Annotated in this window: 23 protein-coding genes and 1 tRNA gene; 11 read left to right on the forward strand and 13 right to left on the reverse strand. The window is 67.1% G+C overall.

What is annotated here, in order from left to right:
* Positions 1-13: 13 nt before the first annotated feature.
* Positions 14-1,159, forward strand: coding sequence for a PrsW family intramembrane metalloprotease (locus AC5Y3P_RS18910; RefSeq protein ID WP_500047464.1), 1,146 nt, complete (start codon positions 14-16; stop codon positions 1,157-1,159).
* 8 nt (positions 1,160-1,167) lie between these two features.
* On the opposite strand, the gene AC5Y3P_RS18915 is transcribed toward AC5Y3P_RS18910, so the two are convergent.
* Together AC5Y3P_RS18915 and polA are read right to left on the reverse strand one after the other, a co-directional pair.
* Positions 1,168-2,373, reverse strand: coding sequence for a threonine/serine exporter family protein (locus AC5Y3P_RS18915; RefSeq protein ID WP_500047465.1), 1,206 nt, complete (start codon positions 2,371-2,373; stop codon positions 1,168-1,170).
* A gap of 10 nt (positions 2,374-2,383) precedes the next feature.
* Positions 2,384-5,044, reverse strand: coding sequence for a DNA polymerase I (polA, locus tag AC5Y3P_RS18920; RefSeq protein ID WP_500047490.1), 2,661 nt, complete (start codon positions 5,042-5,044; stop codon positions 2,384-2,386).
* Positions 5,045-5,224: 180 nt separating this feature from the next.
* Between polA and AC5Y3P_RS18925 the strand changes: the two genes are divergently transcribed.
* The 3 genes from AC5Y3P_RS18925 to AC5Y3P_RS18935 are packed head-to-tail and all read left to right on the forward strand — an operon-like array spanning position 5,225 to position 7,112.
* Positions 5,225-5,662, forward strand: coding sequence for a Zn-ribbon domain-containing OB-fold protein (locus tag AC5Y3P_RS18925; RefSeq protein WP_500047466.1), 438 nt, complete (start codon positions 5,225-5,227; stop codon positions 5,660-5,662).
* Positions 5,659-6,867, forward strand: coding sequence for a lipid-transfer protein (locus tag AC5Y3P_RS18930; protein WP_500047467.1), 1,209 nt, complete (start codon positions 5,659-5,661; stop codon positions 6,865-6,867). The genes AC5Y3P_RS18925 and AC5Y3P_RS18930 overlap by 4 nt, the downstream gene beginning before the upstream one ends.
* 14 nt (positions 6,868-6,881) lie before the next feature.
* Positions 6,882-7,112 (forward strand): DUF167 domain-containing protein, encoded by a 231-nt coding sequence (locus tag AC5Y3P_RS18935; RefSeq protein WP_500047468.1) that lies wholly within the window; start codon positions 6,882-6,884, stop codon positions 7,110-7,112.
* Between the two features lie 4 nt (positions 7,113-7,116).
* Here the strand turns inward: AC5Y3P_RS18935 and AC5Y3P_RS18940 are convergent, their stop codons facing one another.
* Positions 7,117-8,319: a branched-chain amino acid ABC transporter substrate-binding protein gene (locus tag AC5Y3P_RS18940; RefSeq protein WP_500047469.1), complete on the reverse strand. Its 1,203-nt coding sequence runs from the start codon at positions 8,317-8,319 to the stop codon at positions 7,117-7,119.
* A 340-nt stretch (positions 8,320-8,659) separates the two neighbouring features.
* Between AC5Y3P_RS18940 and AC5Y3P_RS18945 the strand changes: the two genes are divergently transcribed.
* The 4 genes from AC5Y3P_RS18945 to AC5Y3P_RS18960 are packed head-to-tail and all read left to right on the forward strand — an operon-like array spanning position 8,660 to position 12,614.
* Positions 8,660-9,883 (forward strand): branched-chain amino acid ABC transporter permease, encoded by a 1,224-nt coding sequence (locus AC5Y3P_RS18945; RefSeq protein ID WP_500047491.1) that lies wholly within the window; start codon positions 8,660-8,662, stop codon positions 9,881-9,883.
* Positions 9,884-9,890: 7 nt separating this feature from the next.
* Positions 9,891-10,880: a branched-chain amino acid ABC transporter permease gene (locus AC5Y3P_RS18950; protein WP_500047470.1), complete on the forward strand. Its 990-nt coding sequence runs from the start codon at positions 9,891-9,893 to the stop codon at positions 10,878-10,880.
* Complete coding sequence (locus tag AC5Y3P_RS18955; protein WP_500047471.1) at positions 10,873-11,838, forward strand: ABC transporter ATP-binding protein; 966 nt, start codon at positions 10,873-10,875, stop codon at positions 11,836-11,838. Before AC5Y3P_RS18950 ends, AC5Y3P_RS18955 begins: the two co-directional genes overlap by 8 nt.
* Positions 11,838-12,614, forward strand: a complete 777-nt coding sequence (locus AC5Y3P_RS18960; protein WP_500047472.1) for an ABC transporter ATP-binding protein — start codon at positions 11,838-11,840, stop codon at positions 12,612-12,614. The genes AC5Y3P_RS18955 and AC5Y3P_RS18960 overlap by 1 nt, the downstream gene beginning before the upstream one ends.
* A 1-nt stretch (position 12,615) precedes the next feature.
* Here the strand turns inward: AC5Y3P_RS18960 and AC5Y3P_RS18965 are convergent, their stop codons facing one another.
* The 3 genes from AC5Y3P_RS18965 to AC5Y3P_RS18975 all read right to left on the reverse strand — a co-directional run bounded on the left by AC5Y3P_RS18965 (position 12,616) and on the right by AC5Y3P_RS18975 (position 15,198).
* Positions 12,616-12,978, reverse strand: a complete 363-nt coding sequence (locus AC5Y3P_RS18965) for a hypothetical protein (RefSeq protein WP_500047473.1) — start codon at positions 12,976-12,978, stop codon at positions 12,616-12,618.
* 135 nt (positions 12,979-13,113) lie between these two features.
* On the reverse strand, positions 13,114-14,439 hold the full coding sequence (locus AC5Y3P_RS18970) for an ABC transporter substrate-binding protein (protein ID WP_500047474.1): 1,326 nt from the start codon (positions 14,437-14,439) through the stop codon (positions 13,114-13,116).
* A 114-nt stretch (positions 14,440-14,553) separates the two neighbouring features.
* Complete coding sequence (locus AC5Y3P_RS18975) at positions 14,554-15,198, reverse strand: ANTAR domain-containing response regulator (RefSeq protein WP_500047475.1); 645 nt, start codon at positions 15,196-15,198, stop codon at positions 14,554-14,556.
* Between the two features lie 113 nt (positions 15,199-15,311).
* Between AC5Y3P_RS18975 and AC5Y3P_RS18980 the strand changes: the two genes are divergently transcribed.
* Both AC5Y3P_RS18980 and AC5Y3P_RS18985 read left to right on the forward strand, forming a co-directional pair.
* Positions 15,312-15,385: transfer RNA gene (locus AC5Y3P_RS18980), tRNA-Leu, on the forward strand.
* Positions 15,386-15,428: 43 nt separating this feature from the next.
* Complete coding sequence (locus tag AC5Y3P_RS18985) at positions 15,429-16,118, forward strand: helix-turn-helix domain-containing protein (RefSeq protein WP_500047476.1); 690 nt, start codon at positions 15,429-15,431, stop codon at positions 16,116-16,118.
* Here the strand turns inward: AC5Y3P_RS18985 and AC5Y3P_RS18990 are convergent.
* The 3 genes from AC5Y3P_RS18990 to AC5Y3P_RS19000 all read right to left on the reverse strand — a co-directional run bounded on the left by AC5Y3P_RS18990 (position 16,097) and on the right by AC5Y3P_RS19000 (position 17,786).
* Positions 16,097-16,747 (reverse strand): class I SAM-dependent methyltransferase, encoded by a 651-nt coding sequence (locus AC5Y3P_RS18990; protein ID WP_500047477.1) that lies wholly within the window; start codon positions 16,745-16,747, stop codon positions 16,097-16,099. The two genes, AC5Y3P_RS18985 and AC5Y3P_RS18990, sit on opposite strands and share 22 nt — an antisense overlap.
* A 54-nt stretch (positions 16,748-16,801) precedes the next feature.
* Positions 16,802-17,011 (reverse strand): three-helix bundle dimerization domain-containing protein, encoded by a 210-nt coding sequence (locus tag AC5Y3P_RS18995; RefSeq protein WP_500047478.1) that lies wholly within the window; start codon positions 17,009-17,011, stop codon positions 16,802-16,804.
* Between the two features lie 82 nt (positions 17,012-17,093).
* Positions 17,094-17,786: a response regulator transcription factor gene (locus AC5Y3P_RS19000; protein ID WP_500047479.1), complete on the reverse strand. Its 693-nt coding sequence runs from the start codon at positions 17,784-17,786 to the stop codon at positions 17,094-17,096.
* Positions 17,787-17,933: 147 nt separating this feature from the next.
* Here AC5Y3P_RS19000 and AC5Y3P_RS19005 point away from each other — a divergent pair, with 147 nt between their 5' ends.
* Complete coding sequence (locus AC5Y3P_RS19005) at positions 17,934-18,188, forward strand: hypothetical protein (RefSeq protein ID WP_500047480.1); 255 nt, start codon at positions 17,934-17,936, stop codon at positions 18,186-18,188.
* Between the two features lie 139 nt (positions 18,189-18,327).
* Here AC5Y3P_RS19005 and AC5Y3P_RS19010 read toward each other — a convergent pair whose 3' ends face one another.
* The 4 genes from AC5Y3P_RS19010 to AC5Y3P_RS19025 all read right to left on the reverse strand — a co-directional run bounded on the left by AC5Y3P_RS19010 (position 18,328) and on the right by AC5Y3P_RS19025 (position 21,717).
* Positions 18,328-19,980, reverse strand: coding sequence for a SulP family inorganic anion transporter (locus AC5Y3P_RS19010; protein ID WP_500047481.1), 1,653 nt, complete (start codon positions 19,978-19,980; stop codon positions 18,328-18,330).
* Positions 19,977-20,342, reverse strand: a complete 366-nt coding sequence (locus AC5Y3P_RS19015) for an ArsR/SmtB family transcription factor (RefSeq protein ID WP_500047482.1) — start codon at positions 20,340-20,342, stop codon at positions 19,977-19,979. Before AC5Y3P_RS19015 ends, AC5Y3P_RS19010 begins: the two co-directional genes overlap by 4 nt.
* A gap of 95 nt (positions 20,343-20,437) precedes the next feature.
* Positions 20,438-20,917, reverse strand: a complete 480-nt coding sequence (rraA, locus tag AC5Y3P_RS19020; RefSeq protein ID WP_500047483.1) for a ribonuclease E activity regulator RraA — start codon at positions 20,915-20,917, stop codon at positions 20,438-20,440.
* Positions 20,918-20,937: 20 nt separating this feature from the next.
* Entirely contained in the window at positions 20,938-21,717 is a 780-nt protein-coding gene (locus tag AC5Y3P_RS19025) for a MerR family transcriptional regulator (protein ID WP_500047484.1), read from the reverse strand.
* Between the last annotated feature and the right edge of the window lie 539 nt (positions 21,718-22,256).

Here is a 22,256-nt window from a genome sequence, read left to right on the forward strand (position 1 = left end):
TACGCTCTCGGACGTGACGTCACCGGCCGCGGGTCCATTACCGAACAAGGTCCGGCGGGTTGGGGCGCCGATCGCCGCCATCATCGCGCTGGGCACGTTGACCGCGCTGCTGCTGGTGGTGATCACGGCATCCAACCCGGCCGGCGCGATCCTCGGCTTCGTCTTGACCACCGTGGCGATGGTCGTGGTGGTCGGCTGCTATCTCTGGCTGGACCGCTGGGAGCCCGAGCCGCCACGGCTGCTGATCATGGCGTTCCTGTGGGGCGCGTCGGTGGCCGTGGTGATCTCGATCGTGCTGGAGTTGGTCTTCGACGCGACACTGCGGGCCGGCGCCGGACCAGACGCCAGCTCGAGTCCGCTGACCATCGCGGTCGGCGCGCCGCTGATCGAGGAAGCCGCCAAGGGCCTATTCCTGCTGATCATGATGACCGGCCGCCGCCGCCACGAGCTCAACTCGCTGACCGACTGCCTGGTGTTCGCCGGCCTGACCGCGGCGGGCTTCGCCTGGATCGAGGACATCTTCTACATCGCCAGCGGGGAGAACATGGCGACCTCGTTGGTCACCGCGGCGCTGCGGCTGGTGATGGCGCCGTTCGCACATCCGCTGTTCACCACGTTCATCGGGATCGGCGTGTATTTCGCCCTGCACCGTCGCAGCCTGCTGGCCAAGGCCGGCTGCATCCTGGTCGGCTACCTGGCCGCGGTGCTGATGCACGGACTGTGGAACGGTTCGGCGCTGTTCGGCCCCCAGGTCTACTTCGGGTTGTACGTGGTCTGGATGGTGCCGATCTTCGTCGCAGCGATCGTGTTGGCGCTCTACGGCCGTCGGCGCGAGCAGCAGATCGTGGCCGCCAAGCTGCCCGGCATGCTGGCCGCCGGCCTGATCAGCCCCAGCGAGGCCACCTGGCTGGATTCCATGCGGACCCGCAAGCTCGCGATCGCCGCGGCTCGCCGCGTCGGCCCGTCCGGCGCCCATGACGACGTGAAAGCCTTCGCCACCCAGGTGGTCAAGTTGGCGTTCGCGCAGGACCGGCTCGATCGCGGGTTCGCCGACCCCTGGGCAATCGCGTTGCGCGACGAGGAAACCCACCGGCTGTACGCGGTCCGCCAATCGGCCGGCGCAACCTTGGCGCGCTTGCAGGGCTACCCCGCGCGCTAGCGTGGTGCTTACCGGCGCCGCGTGCGGGCCAGCCGCCACAGCACCAGACCGGCCTGCAGCCCGAACGCCACCGAGATCATCGAGATCAAGGTGGCGGGCAGCGCCGAATCCCCCTCCGCGCCGAACAGTTCGGTGATCCCGATCAGGCCCATCGAGCCCGGCACCAGCAGCCAGAACCCGGGCAGGATCAGGGTGATGGCAGGAGGTGCGCTCGCGCGCCGCGAGATCAACAACGCCATCAGCGTCAGCACCAAACCGCCGCAAAAGCCGCTGGCGTAGCTGCCCAACACCAGATCACCGGCGAACTGGCCCAGATAGGCGGCGTAGGCGATGATCAGCAACCAGGGCAGGAACGACGGCGGTGGCGCCAGGAACAACATCACCCCCAGCGCGTACACCGCGACACCCAGCCACGGTGCCCACCAGCCGATGTGGTTCACGGCGGCCGCGCTGAGTTGGTGTTCGTCCAGGCGCAACAATTGCGCGGCGATCAGGATGCCGAACGCCAGCTGCACCAACTGGATGAACCCGGCGATCAGCCGACTCGACCCGGAGATGACATCGCGCGAGGTCAATTCGATCACCGACAACGTGATCGCCGCGCCCGGCAGGAACATCGCCAACGGCGGGATCAGTGCGCGCAGACCCACGTGGTCCAGGCCCAGTCGTTGCGCTCCGAGGATGCAGATCGCGGTCACTGCGAACGCGCTGACCACCGGGGCCAGCGGCGCCAGGCCGGCCACGCGTTGACCGGCCGTCCAGAACATACCGACCGGCAGCCCGAGCACCAACGCGGTCAGCGCGTTCAGCCAGGTCGGTTCGAGCACCAAAGCCAGACCGGCGCTTTGGATTCCGTACCCCAGGACGGTGACCCAGACCGGGTACGGCGCCGGGCTGCCGACGATCCGGTCCAAGCTGGCCTGCCCGTCGGCCGGCGACACCCGGGCCGCCAATGCTGCCGACACCAACCGCGCCAGCGGAAACATCTGGTCGAACCGCAACGGCCTTTCCACGTGCGCGGTCTCGACGATCGAGCCGGCCGCTCCGGCCGACCCCACCACCTGCACATGGTTGGGCAATGCGACGACCGAGTTGTCCACCCGGTATCTGGCAGAGCTGCGTTCCAGCATCTCCCGGACCAGCGTCACCGGATAGTTCGAGGCACTCATCGCCGCACCCAGACGGGCGAGGAAGCGGATCGACTGGTCGGTCATGGCAGGGAGCTCAGTGTGCTGCGGCGTCCCAGCTGCGGCCGTACCCCACTGAGACCTCCAGCGGAACGTCCAACGGGTAGGCGCCGCCCATCTTCTCCCGCACCAGGGCTTCGACCGCGTCGCGTTCCCCATCGGCGACCTCGAGCACCAGTTCATCGTGCACCTGCAGCAGTAGCCGGGTCTGCAGACCGGCATCCCGCAGACCGCGCTCCAGTTCGATCATCGCGACCTTGATGATGTCGGCGGCGCTGCCCTGGATCGGGGCGTTGAGCGCGGCCCGTTCGGCGGCTTCGCGCACCTGACGGTTACTGCTGTCCAGTTCCGGCAGATAGCGCCGGCGGCCCAGCACCGTCGAGGTGTAACCATCCTTGCGGGCCTGGTCGACCACCGCCCGCAGATAGTCCCGCACCCCACCGAACCGGGTGAAGTAGGCCTCCATCTGCTCCTTGGCTTCCTCGGTGGAGATCTTGAGCTGCTGAGCCAACCCGTAGGCGCTCAACCCGTACGCCAGCCCGTACGACATGGCCTTCACCCGGCGACGCAATTCCGGTGTGACATCGGAGATCTCGACACCGAAAGCCCGGGACGCGACGAACGAATGCAGGTCCTCCCCGGTGTTGAACGCCTCGATCAGACCGGCATCTTGGGACAGGTGCGCCATGATCCGCATCTCGATCTGGCTGTAGTCGGCGGTCATCAGTTCGACATAGCCGGTGCCCACCACAAACGCGTCGCGGATCTCCCGGCCGGCGTCGGTACGGATCGGGATGTTCTGCAGGTTGGGTTCGGTGGAGGAAAGCCGGCCGGTCGCGGCAATGGTCTGGTTGAAGGTGGTGTGGATCCGGCCGTCCGAGGCCACCGCGTTGAGCAAACCGTCGACGGTGACCTTGAGCCGGGTGACGTCGCGGTGGGTCAACAGGTGCTGCAGGAACGGATGCCCGGTCTTGTCGAACAGTGACTGCAGCGCATCGGCGTCGGTGGTGTAGCCGGTCTTGGTCTTCTTGGTCTTGGGCATGCCCAACTCGTCGAACAGCACGACCTGCAACTGCTTTGGCGAGCCCAGGTTGATCTGCTTGCCGATCACGGCGTAGGCCGCCTCGGCGGCATCCCGGATCTGGTCGGCGAAGCTGGATTGCAGTTCGGTCAGCCGATCCAGGTCCACCGCGATGCCGCGCGCCTCCATGTCGGCCAGTACCCGTTGCACCGGCAACTCGATGCGCTCGAGCAGTGACGAGGATTCGATCCGCGCCAGCTCCGCGTCCAGCGCGTCGGCCAGGTCGAGTGCCGCACAGGCCCGCAGGATCAACGTCTGTGCGGCCTGCTCGTCGACGCCGTCGCTGTCGTCGAGCAGTGAAAGTTGTTGCTGTTCTGGGGCATCCGCGCGCAGCTCGCGCGCCAGATAGCGCAACGAGAGGTCATCGAGGGTGAAGCTGCGCTGTCCGGGCCGCACCAGGTAGGCGGCCAGCGCGGTATCGGAGGTCACGCCGTTGAGCTGCCAGCCTCGGCCGGCCAGATCGTGCATGGCGAACTTGGCTTCGTGCACGGCCTTGGGCGGGCCCGGGTCCGCGAGCCAGGACGCCAGCGCGGCTTCGTCGTCGGGGTCCAGCGCGGTGGTGTCGATGTAACGACCCTCCCCGTCGGCGGACACGATGGCCAAGGCCGTGGCGTCGGCGTCGTAGGCGAGGTGGGTGCCGGCCACCGCCAGACCGAACCGGCGGCCGTCGCTGTGCTCGGTCAGCCAGGCACCCAACTCGCCGGGCACCAACGGTCCGCCGCGCACATCGAAACCCTGCTCGACCTCGGGGTCGACCGAGGCCAGCGTGTCGAACAACCGGTCGCGCAGCACCCGGAACTCGAGATCGTCGAACAGTCGGTGGATCCGGTCCCGGTCCCAGGGCTGCATCCGCAGGGTGTCCGGGGTCTGCGCCAACGGCACGTCCCGCACCAGGTCGGTCAACTCGCGGTTCAAGATCACCGAGGACAGGTTGGCCCGCAGCGAGTCGCCGACCTTGCCCTTGACCTTCTCCACGTTGTCGACCAAACCCTGCAGCGAGCCGTACTCGGCGATCCACTTGGTCGCGGTCTTCTCCCCCACCCCCGGAATGCCGGGCAGGTTGTCGCTCGGGTCACCGCGCAGCGCCGCGAAGTCCGGGTACTGGGCCGGGGTCAGTCCGTACTTCTCCTGCACCGCGTCCGGGGTGAACCGGGTCAGCTCGGACACCCCCTTGCGCGGATAGAGCACGGTGATGTCCTCGTTCACCAGTTGCAGCGCGTCCCGGTCGCCGGTGACGACCAGCACCCGGTAGCCCTCGGCCGCCGCCTGGCTGGCCAGCGTCGCGATGATGTCGTCGGCCTCGAAACCCGGTTCGGCCATCGCGGTGATGCCCAGCGCGGCCAGCACTTCCTTGGTGATGTCGATCTGACCGCGGAACTCGTCCGGGGTCGCGGACCGACCCTCCTTGTAGGCCGGGTACTTGTCCTTGCGAAAGGTCTGCCGGGACACGTCGAAGGCCGCGGCGATGTGACTGGGTCCTTCGTCGCGCAGCAGATTGATCAGCATGGCGGTGAACCCGTAGACCGCGTTGGTGGTCAAACCACCCTGGGTCTTGAAGTTCTCCGCGGGCAGTGCGTAAAACGCCCGGAAGGCCAGCGAGTTGCCGTCCAGCAGCATCAACGTGGGCTTGTCGTCGGCAGCGGTCGCGGCGGTCTTGGCTGGGCTCACCTTGCTCACTTTAGGCACCCGCGCCGACAGCCTGGCCGTCCAGTCGTCCACCGCCGGTCACATCTCGATCAGCGGGACAAAACTGGAACACGTTTCAGTTCTGCATCCACGATCGTTTAGGCTGGCCAGGTGTCAGCAGCGACTTCGCAACCCGCGCTCGACGGGTGGTTTTCCACCGACGACGCCGGTGCCACCCACCTGATCGGCGGCAAGTGCCCACAGTGCGCCACCTACGTGTTTCCGCCGCGGGAGAACAACTGCCCCAACCCGGCCTGCGACAGTGACGTGCTCGAGTTGGTCGAGCTGTCCCGGCGCGGAAAGGTGTGGAGCTACACCGAGAATCGGTACCCGCCGCCGGCGCCCTATCCGGCGCCGGATCCCTTCGAACCGTTCGCGATCGCCGCGGTCGAATTGGCCGACGAGGGTCTGATCGTGCTGGGCAAGGTGGTCGACGGCACGCTGGCCGCCGACCTGAAGGTCGGCATGGAGATGGAACTGACCACGATGGTGCTCTACACCGACGACGACGGCGTCGAACGCACCACGCACGCCTGGAGGATCGCATGAGCCGGACGACTCCAGAACCGCTGTACATCCTGGGTGCCGGCATGCACCCGTGGGGCAAATGGGGCCGCGACTTCACCGAGTACGGCGTGGTCGCGGCGCGCGCCGCGCTGGCCGAGGCCGGGCTGGACTGGCCCCAGATCCAGATGGTGGCCGGGGCCGACACCATCCGCAACGGCTATCCGGGCTTCATCGCCGGCTCGACGTTCGCGCAGAAGTTGGGCTGGAACGGCGTGCCGGTGTCGTCGAGTTACGCGGCCTGCGCGTCGGGATCGCAAGCGCTGCAAAGCGCACGCGCGCACATCCTGGCCGGGTTCTGCGACGTCGCACTGGTGATCGGCGCCGACACCACCCCCAAGGGCGCGTTCGCTCCGGTCGGCGGGGAACGCCGCAACGACCCGGACTGGCAGCGTTTCCACCTGATCGGTGCGATGAACCCGGTGTACTTCGCGCTGCTGGCGCGCCGCCGGATGGACCTCTACGGCGCCACCGCCGAGGACTTCGCTCAGGTCAAGGTGAAGAACTCCCGGCACGGCGTGGCCAACCCAATGGCCCGCTACCGCAAGGAAACCGCCGTCGAGGACGTGCTGGCCAGCCCGGTGGTCGCCGACCCGCTGCGCCAGCTGGACATCTGCGCCACCTCCGACGGCGCGGCCGCGTTGATCGTGGCCAGCGCGGACTTCACCCGCAAGCACCTGGGTTCGCTCAACGGTGTGCCGTCGGTGCGCGCGATTTCCACGGTGACCCCGCGCTATCCGCAGCATCTGCCCGAATTGCCGGACATCGCAACGGATTCCACCGCGGCCGTGGCCGCCCCGGAGCGGGTGTTCAAGGATCAGATCCTGGACGCCGGCTACGACGAGGCCGGCATCGGCCCCGAGGACGTCAGCCTGGCCGAGGTCTACGACCTGTCCACCGCGCTCGAACTGGACTGGTACGAGCACCTGGGCCTGTGCGCCAAGGGTGAAGGTGAGCAGCTGCTACGCAGTGGCGCCACCGCGATCGGCGGCCGCGTCCCGGTCAACCCCTCCGGCGGTCTGTCCTGCTTCGGTGAGGCCATCCCGGCCCAGGCCATCGCACAGGTCTGCGAACTGACCTGGCAGCTCAAGGGTCAGGCCACCGGCCGCCAGGTCGAGGACGCCACCGTCGGTATCACCGCCAACCAGGGCCTGTTCGGGCACGGTTCCTCGGTGATCGTGGCGCGCTGAGGCCACGGCTGATCATGGCCGGCATCGTCGCGGTGTGGGTCAAACCGGGCAGCAAGAAGGGCCCGCTGGTGGAACCCGGCCCAGACGGCGAGCTGATCGTTTACGTGCGCGAGCGCGCGGTCGACGGCAAGGCGAACGACGCCGTCACCAAAGTGCTGGCCGAGCATTTCGGGGTGGCGCGCAGTGCGGTGCAACTGGTGTCCGGAATGACCGCGCGGCGCAAGCGTTTTCGGATCGACGGGTGAGCAGTCACTGCACCTGGTAGATCCAGATCAGGGTGCTGGTCAGCTCACCGAAGTCGGTCCACTGATACCGGCGTTCGAGTCCCTGACCGTCGTAGTTGCGCACGAAGTCCAGCACCGCCGAACGGGTGCGCGCACCCGAGTCGATGGCCGCGAGCAAGATCGTGCCCAGGTCGTAGGCCCCCGCGCTGTAGGTGCCCGGCTGGTAGCCGAACTTGTTCCGATAGGCCTCGGCGAAGTCGGCCGGAGCCGGCCCACATGAGCAGGACAGCAGCGTGCCGAGTCCGGCGTCGCCGGCCTGCTCGACGAACGTCGGGTCGTTGACGGCGTCACCGCCGACGAACTGCGCCGAGACCCCGGCGTCGCGCAACGCGTTGACCAGTTCGGCAGCCTGGCCGTAGTAACCGCTGAAGAACACGGTGTCCGGCGCCCGTTCGGCCACCGCGGCGACCGCGGCCGAAAAATCTTGTGCCCCATGCTCGATCGTCACTGCGCAGCCGGCATTGGACGCGGTGCCGAGCACCTCACGCACCGCCGAAGCCAGGCCGAGGCCGTACCCGGTGCCGTCGTCGAGCACGCAGACCTTGCTGGCTCCGCGCTGTCTGGTCAGGTAGTTGGCCACCGCGGTGCCCTGCACCCCGTCGTTGGCCACGCCGCGGAAGAAGGTCCGCCAGCCCTGTTCGGCCAACGTCACCGCGGTCGCCGACGGCGTGAGCGCGGGCAACCCGGCCTCGGCGAAGATCTCCCCCGCCGCCTTGACCTCATCGGAGAACTCCGGACCGATCAGTCCGACGGTGAAGGCGTCGTCGACGATCTGCTCGGCCGCCTGGGCGGCCTGCTCGGGATCCCCGTGCGTGTCGAACACCTTGAGTTGCACCTGACAGCCCGGGTTGGCCTCGTTGTGCTGATCGACCGCCAATTGCACACCGTCATTGATGTTGCGGCCCAGTCCGGCACCGCGACCGTCGATGGCACCGGCCATCGCGATCGACAGCGGTGGGCACACCGCAGTCCCGTCACCGGCCGGGTCCGCCGGTGCCGCAGCGCTTTCGGCCCGGACCTGATCGCCGTTCTGGTCGATCTGGAGTTGCGCGACGATGCTCGGCGCTGCCGCGGACTCGTCCCGGTCCGCTCCCCCTGCCTGACATCCGGCGGCGACGAGTGCCACCACCGCGGCCGAGGCCACTACCCATCCGCGCGTAATTGACACCGCGCCATTCTGGCAAAGCCGGCTCAGAAATCCAGACTCCCGTGCGGGCTGGCATCGCGGTGGGTGTCCGGAGTCCAGCCCAACACGGCGGCCACCGACAGGATGACCAGCATCGAGGTGAACACCAGCAGAGTCGTCATGTTCTTACTGTCCACCCGGCCGCAACCGAATTAACAGTGGCAGGAATGCCAGTATCAATAAATATTCCGCCAGCAGTCGACGGGGCGTGTGCGCGGCGCACCGGCGCTGCACGCTATACAGTCCCGGAAGCCGCGCAACGCGCTGCGGGGGAAAAGACGGAGGTTTCGTGCGCACCGTACTGGTAGGCCTGGTGCTACTACTGGCCACACTGTTCGGCGGCGCGGGACTGGCCTGGGCCGACGACGACACCGCCACGGTGTCCGGCCGCCTGGTCAATGCCGGCGAACCGGTTCCCGACGTCACGGTGCGCGCACTCGACGCCGACGGCACCGAGCTCACCAGCACCACCTCCGACGAAACCGGCCGGTGGACCATGCAGGTCACGGTCGGTCCGCGGGTCTTCGAGGTGGATCCGGAAACCCTGCCCGACGGTGTCAGCGTGCAGGGTTCGGTGCAGCGCACGGTGGCAGCCGGCCGCCCCAACACCGTCGTCTTCTCCTTCGGCGAGGCGCGCACCGGGATGTCGACGCCGTTCTACGAGCGCTTCATCCGACTGACCATCGACGGTCTGCGGTTCGGCCTGGTGATCGCGGTGGCCGCGATCGGGTTGAGCCTGATCTTCGGCGTCACCGGTCTGACCAACTTCTCGCACGGTGAACTGGTCACCCTGGGCGCGGTGGTCACCTGGGCCTTCAACGCCGCGATGGGTATGGCACTGCTGCCGGCCGCCCTGTTGGCGATCGTGGTGGGCGCGGCCATCGGCTGGCTCAATAACGCCGCGGTGTGGCGACCGCTGCGAAAACGAAGAGTCGGGCTGATCCCGCAACTCGTGGTGTCGATCGGGCTGGCGCTGATCCTGCGCTACCTGATCCTGATGTTCTTCTCCGACCGCACGCAGGCCTATGAGAACTATCCGGTCAACACCCAACGACAGTGGGGTCCGATCGCGATCACCGACATGAACCTGCTCAGCATCGGGATCAGCGTCGTGGTGCTGATCGCGGTCGCCCTGATGCTGCAGAAGACCCGGATCGGCAAGGCCATGCGCGCGGTCGCCGACAACCGGGACCTGGCGGCCTCGTCGGGCATCGACGTCGAGCGCGTGATCATGGTCGTCTGGGTGCTGGGCGGCGCGCTGGCGGCGCTGGGCGGCATCCTGCTGGCATTCTCCGAGCTCGGTGGCCGCGCGCAGTGGGAGATGGGTTTCAAGCTGCTGCTGCTGATGTTCGCCGGCATCACCCTGGGCGGGCTGGGCACCGCCTACGGCGCACTGCTGGGCTGCATCATCGTGGGTCTGCTGGTGCAGTGGTCGACGCTGGTGATCAACCCGGACCTGAAGTACGTCGGCGGTCTGCTGGTGCTGATCCTGATCCTGATCGTCCGGCCTCAGGGCATCCTGGGCTCCCGGGAAAGGATCGGGTGACGCCGGAATGGACCTGCTCAGTGTGTTGCAGACCTCGCTGGCCCAGCTGGTCGGCCCGTCGGCGATCTTCTACGCCCTGCTGGCGATCGGGCTCAACCTGCACTTCGGCTACACCGGTCTGCTGAACTTCGGCCAGATCGGCTTCGCGCTGCTGGGCGGCTACGGGGTCGGCATCATGACCGTGACCTACCAGCAGCCGCTGTGGGTCGGCGTACTGGTCGGCCTGGCGGCTGCCGGACTGCTGGCCGTGGTGCTCGGCATCCCGACCCTGCGATTGCGCGCCGACTACCTGGCCATCGCGACCATCGCAGCGGCCGAGGTGCTGCGCTTGATATTCCGTTCCACGGCATCAGATCCGGTGACCCGGTCCACCAACGGCATCTACGGTTTCGCCGACCCGTTCACCCGATTCAGCCCGTTCGATTCCAGCCGTACCTATTCGCTGTTCGGCGTGAAGTTCGTCGGCGACGACCTGTGGGCCATGTTGGTCGGTTGGACGCTGGTGATCCTGCTGTGCGGGTTCGTCTACCTGCTCACCCACAGCCCGTGGGGTCGGGTACTCAAGGCCGTCCGCGAGGACGAGGACGCCGCGCGCTCGCTGGGCAAGAACGTCTTCGTCTACAAGCTGCAGGCCCTGGTGCTCGGCGGCATGATCGGCGGGCTGGGCGGCGTCTTCAATGCGTTGCAGACCAAGTCGATTCACCCGGACTTCTACTCCACCGCGCAGACTTTCTACGCGTTCGGCGCGCTGTTACTCGGCGGTGCGGCCACGGTGTTCGGTCCGGTGATCGGCGCCATGCTGTTCTGGTTCCTGCTGGCCATCCCGGACGCCCTGCTGCGGCAGGCCATCGCCGGCCCGGACCCGCTGCTGCCGCTGACCGACGCCCAGGTGGGCGCCACCCGGTACGTACTGCTCGGTGTCCTGATCGCAGTGTTGATGGTGTTCCGACCACAAGGAATCATGGGCAAGAGACGGGAGGTGCAACTCGATGGTTGAGGCACCCGACCTGGCCGCCCGGGCAGCATTTACCGGCGTCACCGCCGCCGCGGGCTCGGCCAAACCCGACCCGATCCTGGTGGCCGACAAGGTATCCCGTTCGTTCGGAGGTCTGCGCGCAGTCGACGTCGATCACCTGGAAATCCAGCGCGGCGCGATCACCGGGCTAATCGGGCCCAACGGCGCCGGCAAGACCACGCTGTTCAATCTGTTGACCGGCTTCGACCGGGCCGACACCGGAACCTGGTCGGTGGACGGCGTCGACCTCGGTAAGCGGCACCCGCATGAGGTCGCCCGCTACGGTGTGGTGCGCACCTTCCAGCTGACCAAGGCGCTGTCCCGAATGTCGGTGCTGGACAACGTCCGACTGGGTGCACCGGGTCAGCAGGGTGAACGCATCCTGCCCGCGCTGCTGCGGACGTGGCGGCGTCAGGAAGCCGAGATCACCGAACGCGCGCACGCCATGCTGACCCGGTTCAAGCTGGACACCAAGGCCCATGACATGGCCGGCTCGCTGTCCGGCGGCCAGCGCAAGCTGCTGGAGATGGCCCGCGCGTTGATGACCAATCCGAAGGTGATCATGCTCGACGAGCCGATGGCCGGCGTGAACCCGGCGCTCACCCAGAATCTGCTCGAACACGTCAAATCGCTGCGCGACGACGGCATGACCGTGGTGTTCGTCGAGCACGACATGGACGTGATCCGCGACATCAGCGACTGGGTGGTGGTGATGGCGCAGGGCACCGTCATCGCGGAGTCACCGCCGGAGGTCCTGGCCGACAACGCCGCCGTCGTCGACGCCTACCTGGGCAGCCACCACGATCAGGCCCTGGAGTTCGACGACGAGGGCAACCCGGTCGGCGCCACCGCGGTGCTGGCCGACGAGATCGAGCAGGCCGTGCTGGAGACCATCGAAGCCGGCGGCGACCTGTCCGAGCCGATCGAGGGTGACCGCTGATGACCGAATCCACCCCCGAGGGGCACGCCCGATGCGCCGAAGGCGCGCTGCTGCGCGCCGACCGGTTGGTGGCCGGCTACATCCCCGAAGTCGACATCCTGCGTGGCTGTGACTTCTATCTGCGCGACGGCGAAATCGTCGGCATCATCGGCCCCAACGGCGCCGGGAAGTCGACCTTGCTCAAGACGCTGTTCGGGCTCATCCCGATCCGCTCCGGCGCGGTCACGCTGCGCGACGCGGACATCACCGCGGCCCCCGCGCACGTCTTGGTCACCAAGGGCGTCGGTTATGTACCGCAGAACAACAACGTGTTCGCGGCGTTGACCATCGAAGAGAACATGGAGATGGGCGCCTACCTGCGGCCGGCCAAGTTCGCCGAACGGTTCGAGTTCGTCAGCGAGCTGTTCCCGCTGCTGGCCGAACGCCGAAAGGTGAAGGCGGGCGCGCTGTCCGGCGGGGAACGCCAAATGGTCGCGATGGGCCGGGCCCTGATGATGGAACCGTCGGTGCTGCTGCTCGACGAGCCGTCGGCCGGGCTCTCACCGATGTTCCAGGACGAGGTGTTCATCCGCTGCAAGCAGATCAACGCCACCGGCGTCTCGGTGATCATGGTGGAACAGAACGCGCGTCGCTGCCTGCAGATCTGCGATCGGGGCTACGTCCTGGACCAGGGCACCAACGCCTACACCGATACCGGGGCCAACCTGATGACCGATCCCAAGGTGATCGAACTGTATCTGGGCACGCTGGCCGGCAGCCGGGAGAAGAAGAAGTAACTCAGTCGGACCAGACGTGGAAATCGCCGGTCCCCGAGGCCGAACCATCATCGCTGGTGCAGGAGACCTCGTACCACTCCGAATCGGACGGGTCCCGATCCAGAACCAGCGTCGTGGAGTTGCCCGAGCGGATGTCCGCCGAATCGCTGTCCCACAAGATTTCGAAGGTCGCCTCGGCCGCACAACTGATGTCGTAGTCGGAGTCGTTGTCGATGGTGATCGACACCCGGTCGCCCGCGGCCGTCCAGTCACAGTCCACATCGCGAAGGTCGAACATCAGGTCACATGAGCCGGACTCCGAGAAGTGCGCCGACGCCGTCGGCAGCGCCACAAACGCGCCGACCGCGGCCGTCGTGACACACATCACGGACAGCCCAAATCGTATAGGGCGCAACATAACTCCTTGAATCCTGGTTGACTTGTGCAGTGTAGCGGCACCGCACAGAAAATCGGCCGGCACCCCTGGCGCCGGCCGATTCCCTTTGCTGCTAACTCAGATTCAGCTCTGCACCACGATGTAGTCGGTGGTCTCGAGCTTGTTGTCGGCGGTGAACACCAGGCTGCCGTATGAGCCCACCGACGGTTCGCCGGCATCAGTGAACGCCAACTCGCCGGTCACACCGTCGTAGTCGATGTCCTCACCGGCGCGCACCAGGTCGCGGCACTGCGCGAACGTCGTGCACTTGGTGCCGTCCTTGGTGACACCGTTGATGTTGGCGGCGATGTCCACTCCCGCGGTCGACTTGGCGACCTCGGCCGCCAACGCCGAGATGACGACGGCATCGAAAGCCTCACCGGCGTAGTTGAAGTCGACCAGATTCGGGTCCTGGGCCTTGAGCCGGGCCTCGAACTCATCGCTGACGTCGGTGAGCGGCGTGGTGCCCTTCATCCCGGTCAGTAGGCCGGGCGCCACGCCCTCGCCGAGCGCGTTGCCCATGTTGCCGTCGGTGCCGTAGACCAGCATGCCGTCGGACGGCCCGATGCCGACCTCGTGCATGCGGGTGATGATCTTGGCGGTCTCCTCGAAGCCGAGCACCGCGACCGCGTCCGGGTTGAACTCCTTGACCCGGTCCACCTCCGCGTTGAACGACTGGGCGTTCGGGTCGTAGATGATCTTGGTGATCTGGTCGGACGGGATGCCGGCCGCCTCCAGGTTCTTGACGGTGTTGGACGCCAGACCGGTGCCGTACGGGTCGTTGAGCGCCAGGATGGCCACCCGCTGCGCACCGTCGGTGGTGATCAGCTGAGCCAGCGCCTGGGCCTGCAGCACGTCGGTGGGGGCGGTACGGAAGTACATGCCCTTGTCCTGGTAGCAGACGAACTGGTCGGAGGTGTTGGCCGGGGAGAACATCACCGCACCGGCGCTGGCGATCTTGTCGATCACCTTGAGCGATACAGCCGAGGATGCGGCGCCCACGATGACGCTGGCACCTTCGGCCAGCTCGCGGTCGACGGTGGTGTTGGCGGTGTCGGTGGTGGTGTCACCGGAGTCACCGGTGATCAAGGCGACTGGCTGGTCGAGCACACCGCCGGCGTCGTTGATCTCCTTGACCGCGATCTGCACGCCGGCCACCTCGGGCGGCCCGAGGAAGGCCAGGGTGCCGGTCTCGGGCAACAGGGTGCCGATCTTGAGCGCCGAGGTGTCCGGGGTGGCCCCGGCGACCGCCTGTGGCGGATCGCATTCGGTGCTGACCTCTACGGTCTCGGACACCGACTCGGTGCTGTCACCGGCCGCGTCATCGGTCGATTCGCTCGAACAGGCCGACAAGGCCAGAGCCGCCGCTCCGGTCAGCGCGAAGATCCGCGCGAGGGTCCGGTTGTTCATCGAGAGACACTCCTCATGGTCGAAGCCAACTCTTGTCTCACCCAGTCCCCCGGGCTTCGGTGCTTGACGCTATCGGCTGGGCCGGATCTGCGACCACCCGCGCAGCCGTCGTGATCATTCTGTGACAGAAGTCTCCGACGCGCCCTCCGCAGCCTGCGCGGGTGGGTCCAGCGTCTCGAGGACCACTTCGGCGACTCGTTTCATCGTGGTGCGCCGGTCCATCGCGGCGCGCTGGATCCACTTGAAGGCTTCCGGCTCGGTCATGTTCTGCTTGCTCTGCAGCACACCTTTGGCGCGTTCGACCAGCTTGCGGGTCTCCAGCCGGTCGGAGAGGCTGGCGACCTCCTGTTCCAGCGCGCTGATCTCGGCGAACCGGCTCACGGCCAGCTCGATGGCCGGGATCAGATCGGTGATCGAGAACGGTTTCACCAGATAGGCCATGGCGCCGGCTTCCCGGGCCCGCTCCACCAGGTCACGCTGACTGAAGGCGGTCAGCACGACGATCGGAGCGATCCGCTTGCTGGCGATCTCGGCGGCCGCGTCGATGCCGTCCCGACGCGGCATCTTGACGTCCATGATCACCAGATCGGGGCGGACGGCTTCGGCCAGCTCGACGGCCTCCTGCCCGTCGCCGGCCTCACCCACCACCTGATAGCCCTCTTCCCGCAGCATCTCGGCGAGGTCGAGCCGGATCAAGGCCTCGTCCTCGGCGATCAGCACCCGGAGGGACTTGGCTGCGGCGGTATCGGGCCCGGTCATGCCGACCATTGTCGCCTGCGGGCACCGACGCGGCGAGCCCGGGGCGCCCACAGCAGAAACCGTGTGCGAACTCGGCCCAGCGATCCTCTATGGTGGTAACTCGCAGCACGCACGCCCTCGTATCCCAATTGGCAGAGGAAACGGATTCAAAACCCGTCCAGTGTGAGTTCGAGTCTCACCGAGGGCACTCAGCAGGACCAGCCGGCACGCGGCGCTCTACGCTTCGAACCGTGCTCGGCAATGGCGAACCCCGGTTCAGCATCGGTGACGGCTACGCCGTCTACCGCGGGCCGATCGCCGCCGGCACTCTGCATCGGCACGCGGCCTTCCAGATCGCCATCAGTTCGACCGGCACCGTCGCCATCACCGACGATTCCGGCACCGAGCATCGGGCGGCGGCTCTCGTGGTGCCACCGATGCTGCGGCACTGCCTGCAGGCCGCGCCGGACGTACTGACCTTCTTCGTGGAGCCGCACTGCCGGTTCGCCGACCACTTGCGGGCGGAATGCCTCGCAGGCATCACCGTCGTCCCGCAATTGCGCGCGCTGTGCGAAGCGGACGTCGCCCGTGCCACCCGGCAAGCAGGTGATCTCGATCCCCGGCTGGTGCGCGCGCTGGATGCGTTGCGCCACGGCACCGCCGCGATCCCGACGGTCGCAGCCCAGGTCGGGTTGTCGCCGCAGCGGCTGCGCGCCCTGGCCCGCGCGGAGTTGGGCATGCCGCTGGCTCGCTGGCGGCTGTGGTCGCGGTTGCGCCGCGTCGCGGAAGCCGTGCAGGCCGGCGAGCCGCTGGCCGCGGCGGCAATCACGGCCGGGTTCTCCGATCAGGCACACCTGAATCGCTCGATGCGAGAGATGATGGGCGTCACGCCTGCCACCGTTGTGCCGCTACTGCGCGCTCACGGCTTGCGCGCGACGTAAATCGAAATCGAGCCGCTGACAGTCGAAACCGTCTCGGCTTCCCGCACCTCATCGAACCCGGCGTCGGAGATCAACTGCGGCAACACGCCGTCGGCGTTCGGCTGGGTGTCGCGCTTGCCGTCGGCAAGCTGGACGATCCGAAAACCCAACCGCATCAACATTGTTCGCTGCAACCCATAGTCGGCGATCACCAGTTTTCCACCGGGCCGCAGCACGGCGAACATCGACGCGAGTATCGCCCGCTTGGTGGGCATCGGACATTGATGCAACACCAGGCTGGACACGACGGCGTCGGTCGAGTCTGGATCCAGCTGATCGGTCAGCGCGTCTCCCATGCCGCGAATCCACTGCACCGAGGCATCGGCCGCGGCCGCCTTGCGCCGGGCCACCTCCAGAATCTCTGGATCGGGGTCGACACCGATCACCTGGGCCGCCGGTTCCACTCGGTGCAGCAGCAGCGCCAGCGATCCGGTGCCGCAGCCGACGTCGACGATCACCTGGCCCGGTCGCGGAGCCACGTACAGCGCCGCCAAGGCACGCCAGAGCCGCTCACGCGTGAGGGCAACGACGTAGTCGAAGAACTTTGCGGGGGCAAACCGTCCGAGCGCCGGGGTAAATGTTTCCGTCATGCAGCAAGCGTGACCGAGCCGTCTCGGCTCGTCTTGAACAATCCGCTCGTGCGGTCAGGAACCGGCGAATGAAAGCTCGCGCAGCTCAGCGCGGGCCCGGCGCTCCACGAACAGCGGAACGAACTCACGGATCGGACTGCCGTCGAACCGCGCGAGCGCATGATCGACGGTGTCGGCGACGTCGCCCGGCGAAAGGTCGGCGAACGCCACGGTAAGGCGCTGAATCAACTCGTCGATCTGGGCAGATTCGTCCTTGATTCGCATAAGCCCGATTATGGGTTGGCAGCTCGACACCCGTCAATATGAACGCCGACACACGAACGTGCGGACTCCGATCCGGCTGTCATCACCCGTGCATGAATGCGATGACGGCTTGCACCCGCCGGTGATCGTCTCGACGTTCCGTGATCCCGAGCTTGGTCATGATGCTGTGCACGTGCTTCTCGACGGTGCCCTCCGCCACATACAGTCGACGCGCGATACCGGCGTTCGACCGGCCTTCGGCCATCAGGCTCAACACTTCGTGCTCCCGCGCACTCAGCGTGGCCAGCGGGTCGTCGTGCAGCCGCGCCGAAACCAGCGCCTCCGCCACCGCCGGTCCTACGATGCATGCTCCCTTGGCAATTCGCTTGAGCATGTCGACGAAATCCTCGATGTCGGTCACCCGGCTGGTCACCAGGTAACTGATGCCGGCACCGCTGGACAGCGCGTCGATCGCATGCTGGACCTCGACGCGCGCGCACAGGACGAGCACACCGACCTTCGGGAACTCAGTGCGCAACAGCCGTGCTGCCTCATATTCGGCTGGGTGATCGGCCGGTACCGGAATGCTGATCACCACCAGGTGCGGTGCGGTGGCGCGCACCAACGGAGCCAGTTCGCCGACGCCGCCCGCGCTACCCACCACGACGAAATCCCGACGTTCGAGCAGGCTCGCCAGACCCTCCCGGAACAGGAAGTCCGCACCCGCCACGATGGTGCGCACCGAAGCCGTCGGCGCGGCGTGCTCCGGCAGTCCGTGGTCGCTTCGTTCGGTCATCGGGTCCCTTCACACCGGCACACGCCCAGTCTCCCCCTACTACCTGCTGGCCGGCATTCCCCTCGGGGGTCAGCCCCAATGACAATCAGCGCCCACGCGACAACCGTGGAAGACATACGACACACCAGCAAAGGAGGTGTGGACAGCATGGACCTGAAGCACAAATCGCCCCGCTCGGCCTTGATCGGCGCGGCGGCGGCGTTCGGAATCGCGCTCGGTGTCGCCGTAGCGCCGGTGGCCTACGCGGAACCCGTGGAACACTGCACCAGCGGTGGCGGCTCGGTGACCTGCGAGAGCCCCGGCAACGCCGAGATCTACTCGCAACCGCAAGTGACGGCTCCGGGGATCGGCATCGGTTCCAATGGACCGTACGGGCCGTTCGGCACCATCCCGCCCATCTGACCAGCGCGGGCCCGCCGGCCGGGTCTCCCACCATCGGGTGGTGAACGACGGCAAACGGCGACCCGCGGCCAGCAGATGATGTACCCGTCGACGCCCTGGCCGTCGGGCTGAGCGTGCTGGAACGTGGCTGTCGCTGTAGCTACCGCAGTGCGTGACTGCGGGCGTGGTCGATCGCCTCGTCGAGTGAGTCGATCAGGTGGTTCTCGTGCCGCAGCGACTCGATCACGCCCACGTTGGTCAACAGGTCGCGATGCTCGGCCTGCACACCCTTGATGATCACGGTCACACCGCGCGCCTCGAGTTCCTCGGCAATCCGCGCCAACGTGTGCGCGCCGGTCGCATCCAGCATGCCCAGTTGCGACATCCGGATGATCACGACGGTGACCTGGCGGTCCTCGGCGTCGGTGATCAAATTCGAAATCCGTTCTGCCGCACCGAAGAACATCGCGCCGTCCAACCGCAGCAGTGCAATGCGCTCGTCACCGGGCTGAGCCGGGCCGGGCAGTTCTTCCCGGGTGACACTGCTGCGCCGAGCCACGGTGCGCAACGCGAAGAACGCGGCCACCAGAATGCCGATCTGCACCGCTTCGATCAGGTCGAAGCACACCGTGATGACCGCGGTCAGGAAGAAGATCCCGGCATCGGAGCGGGTGGACCGCAGGATGGTGGCGATGGTGTGTCCGGAGATCATCCGGAACGAGGTCACCATCAGCACGGCCGACAGCGCAGCCAGCGGGATTGTCGAGACCGGCCCGGTGGCCAGGTACACCACACCCAACAGCAGCAGCGAATGCACGATCACCGCCACCCGGGTGCGAGCGCCGGCGCGCACGTTGACCGCGGTACGAGCGATCGCACCGGTGGCGGGCATGCCACCGAACAAACCGGATCCCAGCGAAGCCAGTCCCTGCCCGACCAGCTCACGGTTGGGGTCGTACGGACCGGTCGGTGCCATGGTGGCCGCCACCCGGGCGGACAGCAGCGATTCGATGGCGGCTAGCGCCGCGATGGCCAGCGCCGCACCCAGCAGGGTGCGCATCGCACCGAGGTCGGCGTGCGGAAGGACCGGAGCCGGCAGCTGGTCGGGCAGGGCGCCGATCCGCTCGACCGACAGATCGATGGCGACCACCAACAACGTCGCTGCCACCACGCCGGTCAGCGATTCCGGGATGGACCGGTGCACGCGCGGCAATCCGATCATCAACGCGGCGACCAGCGCGACCACCAACAGCGCCGGTGCCGCGGTCGTCCACTCCGCCTCGGTCAGTACTCGCCAGGCCGACGGCAGCGGCGACTGCCCCGGCGGTGTGTGCTGACCGACCGCGGCCGGCACCTGCTGCAGGAAGATGATCGTCGCGATACCGAACGTGAAACCCTCGATCACCGGCCACGGAATGAACGTCACCGCTCGACCCAGCCCGGTCACGCCCGCGGCCAGCACGATCAGCCCGGCCAGCACCGTGACCATCGCCACGCTGCCCAGACCGAACTGCGCGACAATCGGCGCCAGCACCACCGCCATCGCGCCGGTCGGACCGGACACCTGGACGTGGGAGCCGCCGAAGACCGCGGCGATCAATCCGGCCACCACCGCCGTCACCAGCCCGGCTGCCGCGCCGACTCCCGAACTGATGCCGAACGCCAACGCCAGCGGTAACGCCACCACGCCGACCGTGACGCCGGCCAGGATGTCGCGGCGCCAGGATCTGGGCAGCTCGGCGTAATCTGCCCGGCTCGGCAACAGCTGCCTGGTCTTGCGGACCGCGGCGGCCAGCGCACCCGAGGTGGTCATCGCTTGGTGCCGATCGGCGGCAACGACTCCATGACGCGGAGCTGCTCGCTACTACCGGCCAGCGTATCGGCCAGGAATGTCCGTGCAATCAACAACAATTCGGAGATCTTCGGGTGCGCCAACTGGTAATAGACCGCGTTGCCGACCCGCTCTGCGCTGACCACCCGATGCCGTTTGAGGACCGCGAGATGCTGGGACAGCAGGGTGGCTTCGAGCCCGGTGTCGGCGAGGATCACGCTGACCGGGGTGGGCTCCGTGGTGGCCGAGAGGATTTCGAGCACCCGGATGCGCGCGGGGTGCGCGAGCGCCTTGAACAGGTTGGCCTTGATCTCGTAGAGCGGTTGCTCGGCGGAGTACGGCACGGCGACCCCTTGCGGATTGATGGATTGATGAAATCTTCAATCTATCATAGCCGCAGATCGGGGCAGGTCATCGAGATGACGATCACACCCGCGCGCTACCCCGCGACGACGACGATGCCGTCCTCGTCGCAGTACGCGATCTCGCCAGGCACGAAGCTGATTCCCCCGAAGGCAACCTCGACGTCGCGCTCGCCGGCGCCGGTCTTGCCGCCCTTGCGCGGGTTGGTGCCCAGCGCCTTGATCCCGACGTCGATGGTGCGCAGGGCGGCCGCGTCCCGCACCGCGCCGTGCACGATCACGCCGGACCAACCGTTGTCGGCCGCCAGGCCGGCGATGATGTCACCGACCAGTGCGGTGTGCAGCGAACCGTCGCCGTCGACCACCAAGACCCCGCCGTTTCCGGGTGTGGACAGGATGGACTTGAGCAGTGCGTTGTCCTGGAAGCAACGCACCGTGGTGATCGCGCCCGCGAACATCGTTCTGCCACCGTAATTTTGCAGCTGCAGGTCGCAGCTACGGACGTCCGGATAGATCTCGTCGACCAGATCAGCGGTGGCGCGCGGTTCGATACTCACCCGGTGATTATCGCAGCCGACTAGTTTTCGACACTCGCCACGATCACGTCGTGCACGAATTGGGCCAGTCCCGGCTCGGCGTCGTCGTAGTAGCGACCGTAGCGTTCGTCGTCCAGATAGAGCTGGGCCAGGCGCGCGTGCATGTCGTCGTCGCAGTCGTAGAACTGCTCGATGGATGCCCGGTGCCGCCTTGCCAACTCCACGGTGTCCAGTCCTGGCCGCAGGCCGGCCCGCTTGGCCTCGGCCAACGCCTGCAGCAGCGCTTCCTGCTCGGCCTTCATTGCGCTCCAGTCCCGCTTGGACATCTTGGCCGCGCGGGTCTGCGATTGCCGCCAGGCCTCGGTGTCGCCCCAATGCTGCTGGGCCTCCTCGGCGTACTCCTCGCTGAATGCGGTGCTGCCGAAGATCTCGACCTGTTCGGTTGCGGTGAGCTGAATTCCATTGCTATGCGCAGTCATTAGTTCCTCCACTGCCTTGATGGTCTCTTGCAGTCGATCGGATTGCGCACACAGCAGCCGGTGTTGTCGGCGCAGCCTGGCGACCACGTCGACGTCCTCGTCGAGCAGCGTGGCGATCTCGGCCAGCGCCAGGCCGGCCGTGCGGTACACCAGCACCAGGTGCAACCGCTCGACATCGGCGTCGGTGTAGCCGCGGTACCCGGCTGCGGTGCGCACACTGGGTACCACCAGGCCGATGTGGTCGTAGTGGTGGAGCGTTCGCACCGAGACGCCGGTCAGATCGGCGACTGTTCCCACGGACTTGGTCTCCGGGTTGGCCTTCGGGTTGGCGTTGGCGGACATGGCTCCACTATCAGCCCTCACGCCGCGTGAGGGTCAAGGCTTATTGCGTCGGCAGGCTGCGCTGGCTTCTGGTTACGTTCGCAAAGCCTCCGGCGCCCCCGTCCGCTCGAATCGTCTTCCGCTCTCTTACGGAGCCCGCTCCCACCCGCGCCCTCGGTCCGCTACCCGTTTGGTCTGCGGGTGGAGCCCTCGGGGCCGGCCCGTCTGGCCTGCGGGTGGAGCCCTCGGGCCGCCGACCCGTCTGGCTTGCGGGTGGAGCCCTCGGGCCCGTCAACCCGTCTGGCCTGCGGGTGGAGCCCTCCGGCCGTCAACCCTTCTGGCCTGCCCAAACTCTCTTCGTTTCGTGGGTTATGCACAGTGTGTGTTTCATCCCCAGATCGGGGTTCGACTGCTCGAGCGTGTCTGACCCCGAACCTAGAATCGAAAGCATGTTCGAACTCCTGGATCGGGACGCGCTACGGCAGGCAGATGACGCCGCGCTGATCACCGCGATCGAGGACACCACCCGTCTGGAGGCCGCCGCCGCAGCCGCGCGCCTG

This window comes from Mycobacterium sp. NGS45 (assembly GCF_059812645.1).

Excerpts from the sequence above, each read along its gene's own strand:
- AC5Y3P_RS18965 (WP_500047473.1), bottom strand. The coding sequence starts at position 12,978 with ATGTGTGTCACGACGGCCGCGGTCGGCGCGTTTGTGGCGCTGCCGACG.
- AC5Y3P_RS18955 (WP_500047471.1), top strand. The coding sequence starts at position 10,873 with ATGGTTGAGGCACCCGACCTGGCCGCCCGGGCAGCATTTACCGGCGTC.
- AC5Y3P_RS18950 (WP_500047470.1), top strand. The coding sequence starts at position 9,891 with ATGGACCTGCTCAGTGTGTTGCAGACCTCGCTGGCCCAGCTGGTCGGC.
- AC5Y3P_RS18970 (WP_500047474.1), bottom strand. The coding sequence starts at position 14,439 with ATGAACAACCGGACCCTCGCGCGGATCTTCGCGCTGACCGGAGCGGCG.
- AC5Y3P_RS19000 (WP_500047479.1), bottom strand. The coding sequence starts at position 17,786 with ATGACCGAACGAAGCGACCACGGACTGCCGGAGCACGCCGCGCCGACG.
- AC5Y3P_RS18975 (WP_500047475.1), bottom strand. The coding sequence starts at position 15,198 with ATGACCGGGCCCGATACCGCCGCAGCCAAGTCCCTCCGGGTGCTGATC.
- AC5Y3P_RS19010 (WP_500047481.1), bottom strand. The coding sequence starts at position 19,980 with ATGACCACCTCGGGTGCGCTGGCCGCCGCGGTCCGCAAGACCAGGCAG.
- polA (WP_500047490.1), bottom strand. The coding sequence starts at position 5,044 with ATGCTGCTGGACGGCAACTCGCTGGCCTTCCGGGCGTTTTACGCACTG.
- AC5Y3P_RS18915 (WP_500047465.1), bottom strand. The coding sequence starts at position 2,373 with ATGACCGACCAGTCGATCCGCTTCCTCGCCCGTCTGGGTGCGGCGATG.
- AC5Y3P_RS18930 (WP_500047467.1), top strand. The coding sequence starts at position 5,659 with ATGAGCCGGACGACTCCAGAACCGCTGTACATCCTGGGTGCCGGCATG.
- AC5Y3P_RS18990 (WP_500047477.1), bottom strand. The coding sequence starts at position 16,747 with ATGACGGAAACATTTACCCCGGCGCTCGGACGGTTTGCCCCCGCAAAG.
- AC5Y3P_RS19025 (WP_500047484.1), bottom strand. The coding sequence starts at position 21,717 with ATGTCCGCCAACGCCAACCCGAAGGCCAACCCGGAGACCAAGTCCGTG.
- AC5Y3P_RS19005 (WP_500047480.1), top strand. The coding sequence starts at position 17,934 with ATGGACCTGAAGCACAAATCGCCCCGCTCGGCCTTGATCGGCGCGGCG.
- AC5Y3P_RS18995 (WP_500047478.1), bottom strand. The coding sequence starts at position 17,011 with ATGCGAATCAAGGACGAATCTGCCCAGATCGACGAGTTGATTCAGCGC.
- AC5Y3P_RS18935 (WP_500047468.1), top strand. The coding sequence starts at position 6,882 with ATGGCCGGCATCGTCGCGGTGTGGGTCAAACCGGGCAGCAAGAAGGGC.
- AC5Y3P_RS18960 (WP_500047472.1), top strand. The coding sequence starts at position 11,838 with ATGACCGAATCCACCCCCGAGGGGCACGCCCGATGCGCCGAAGGCGCG.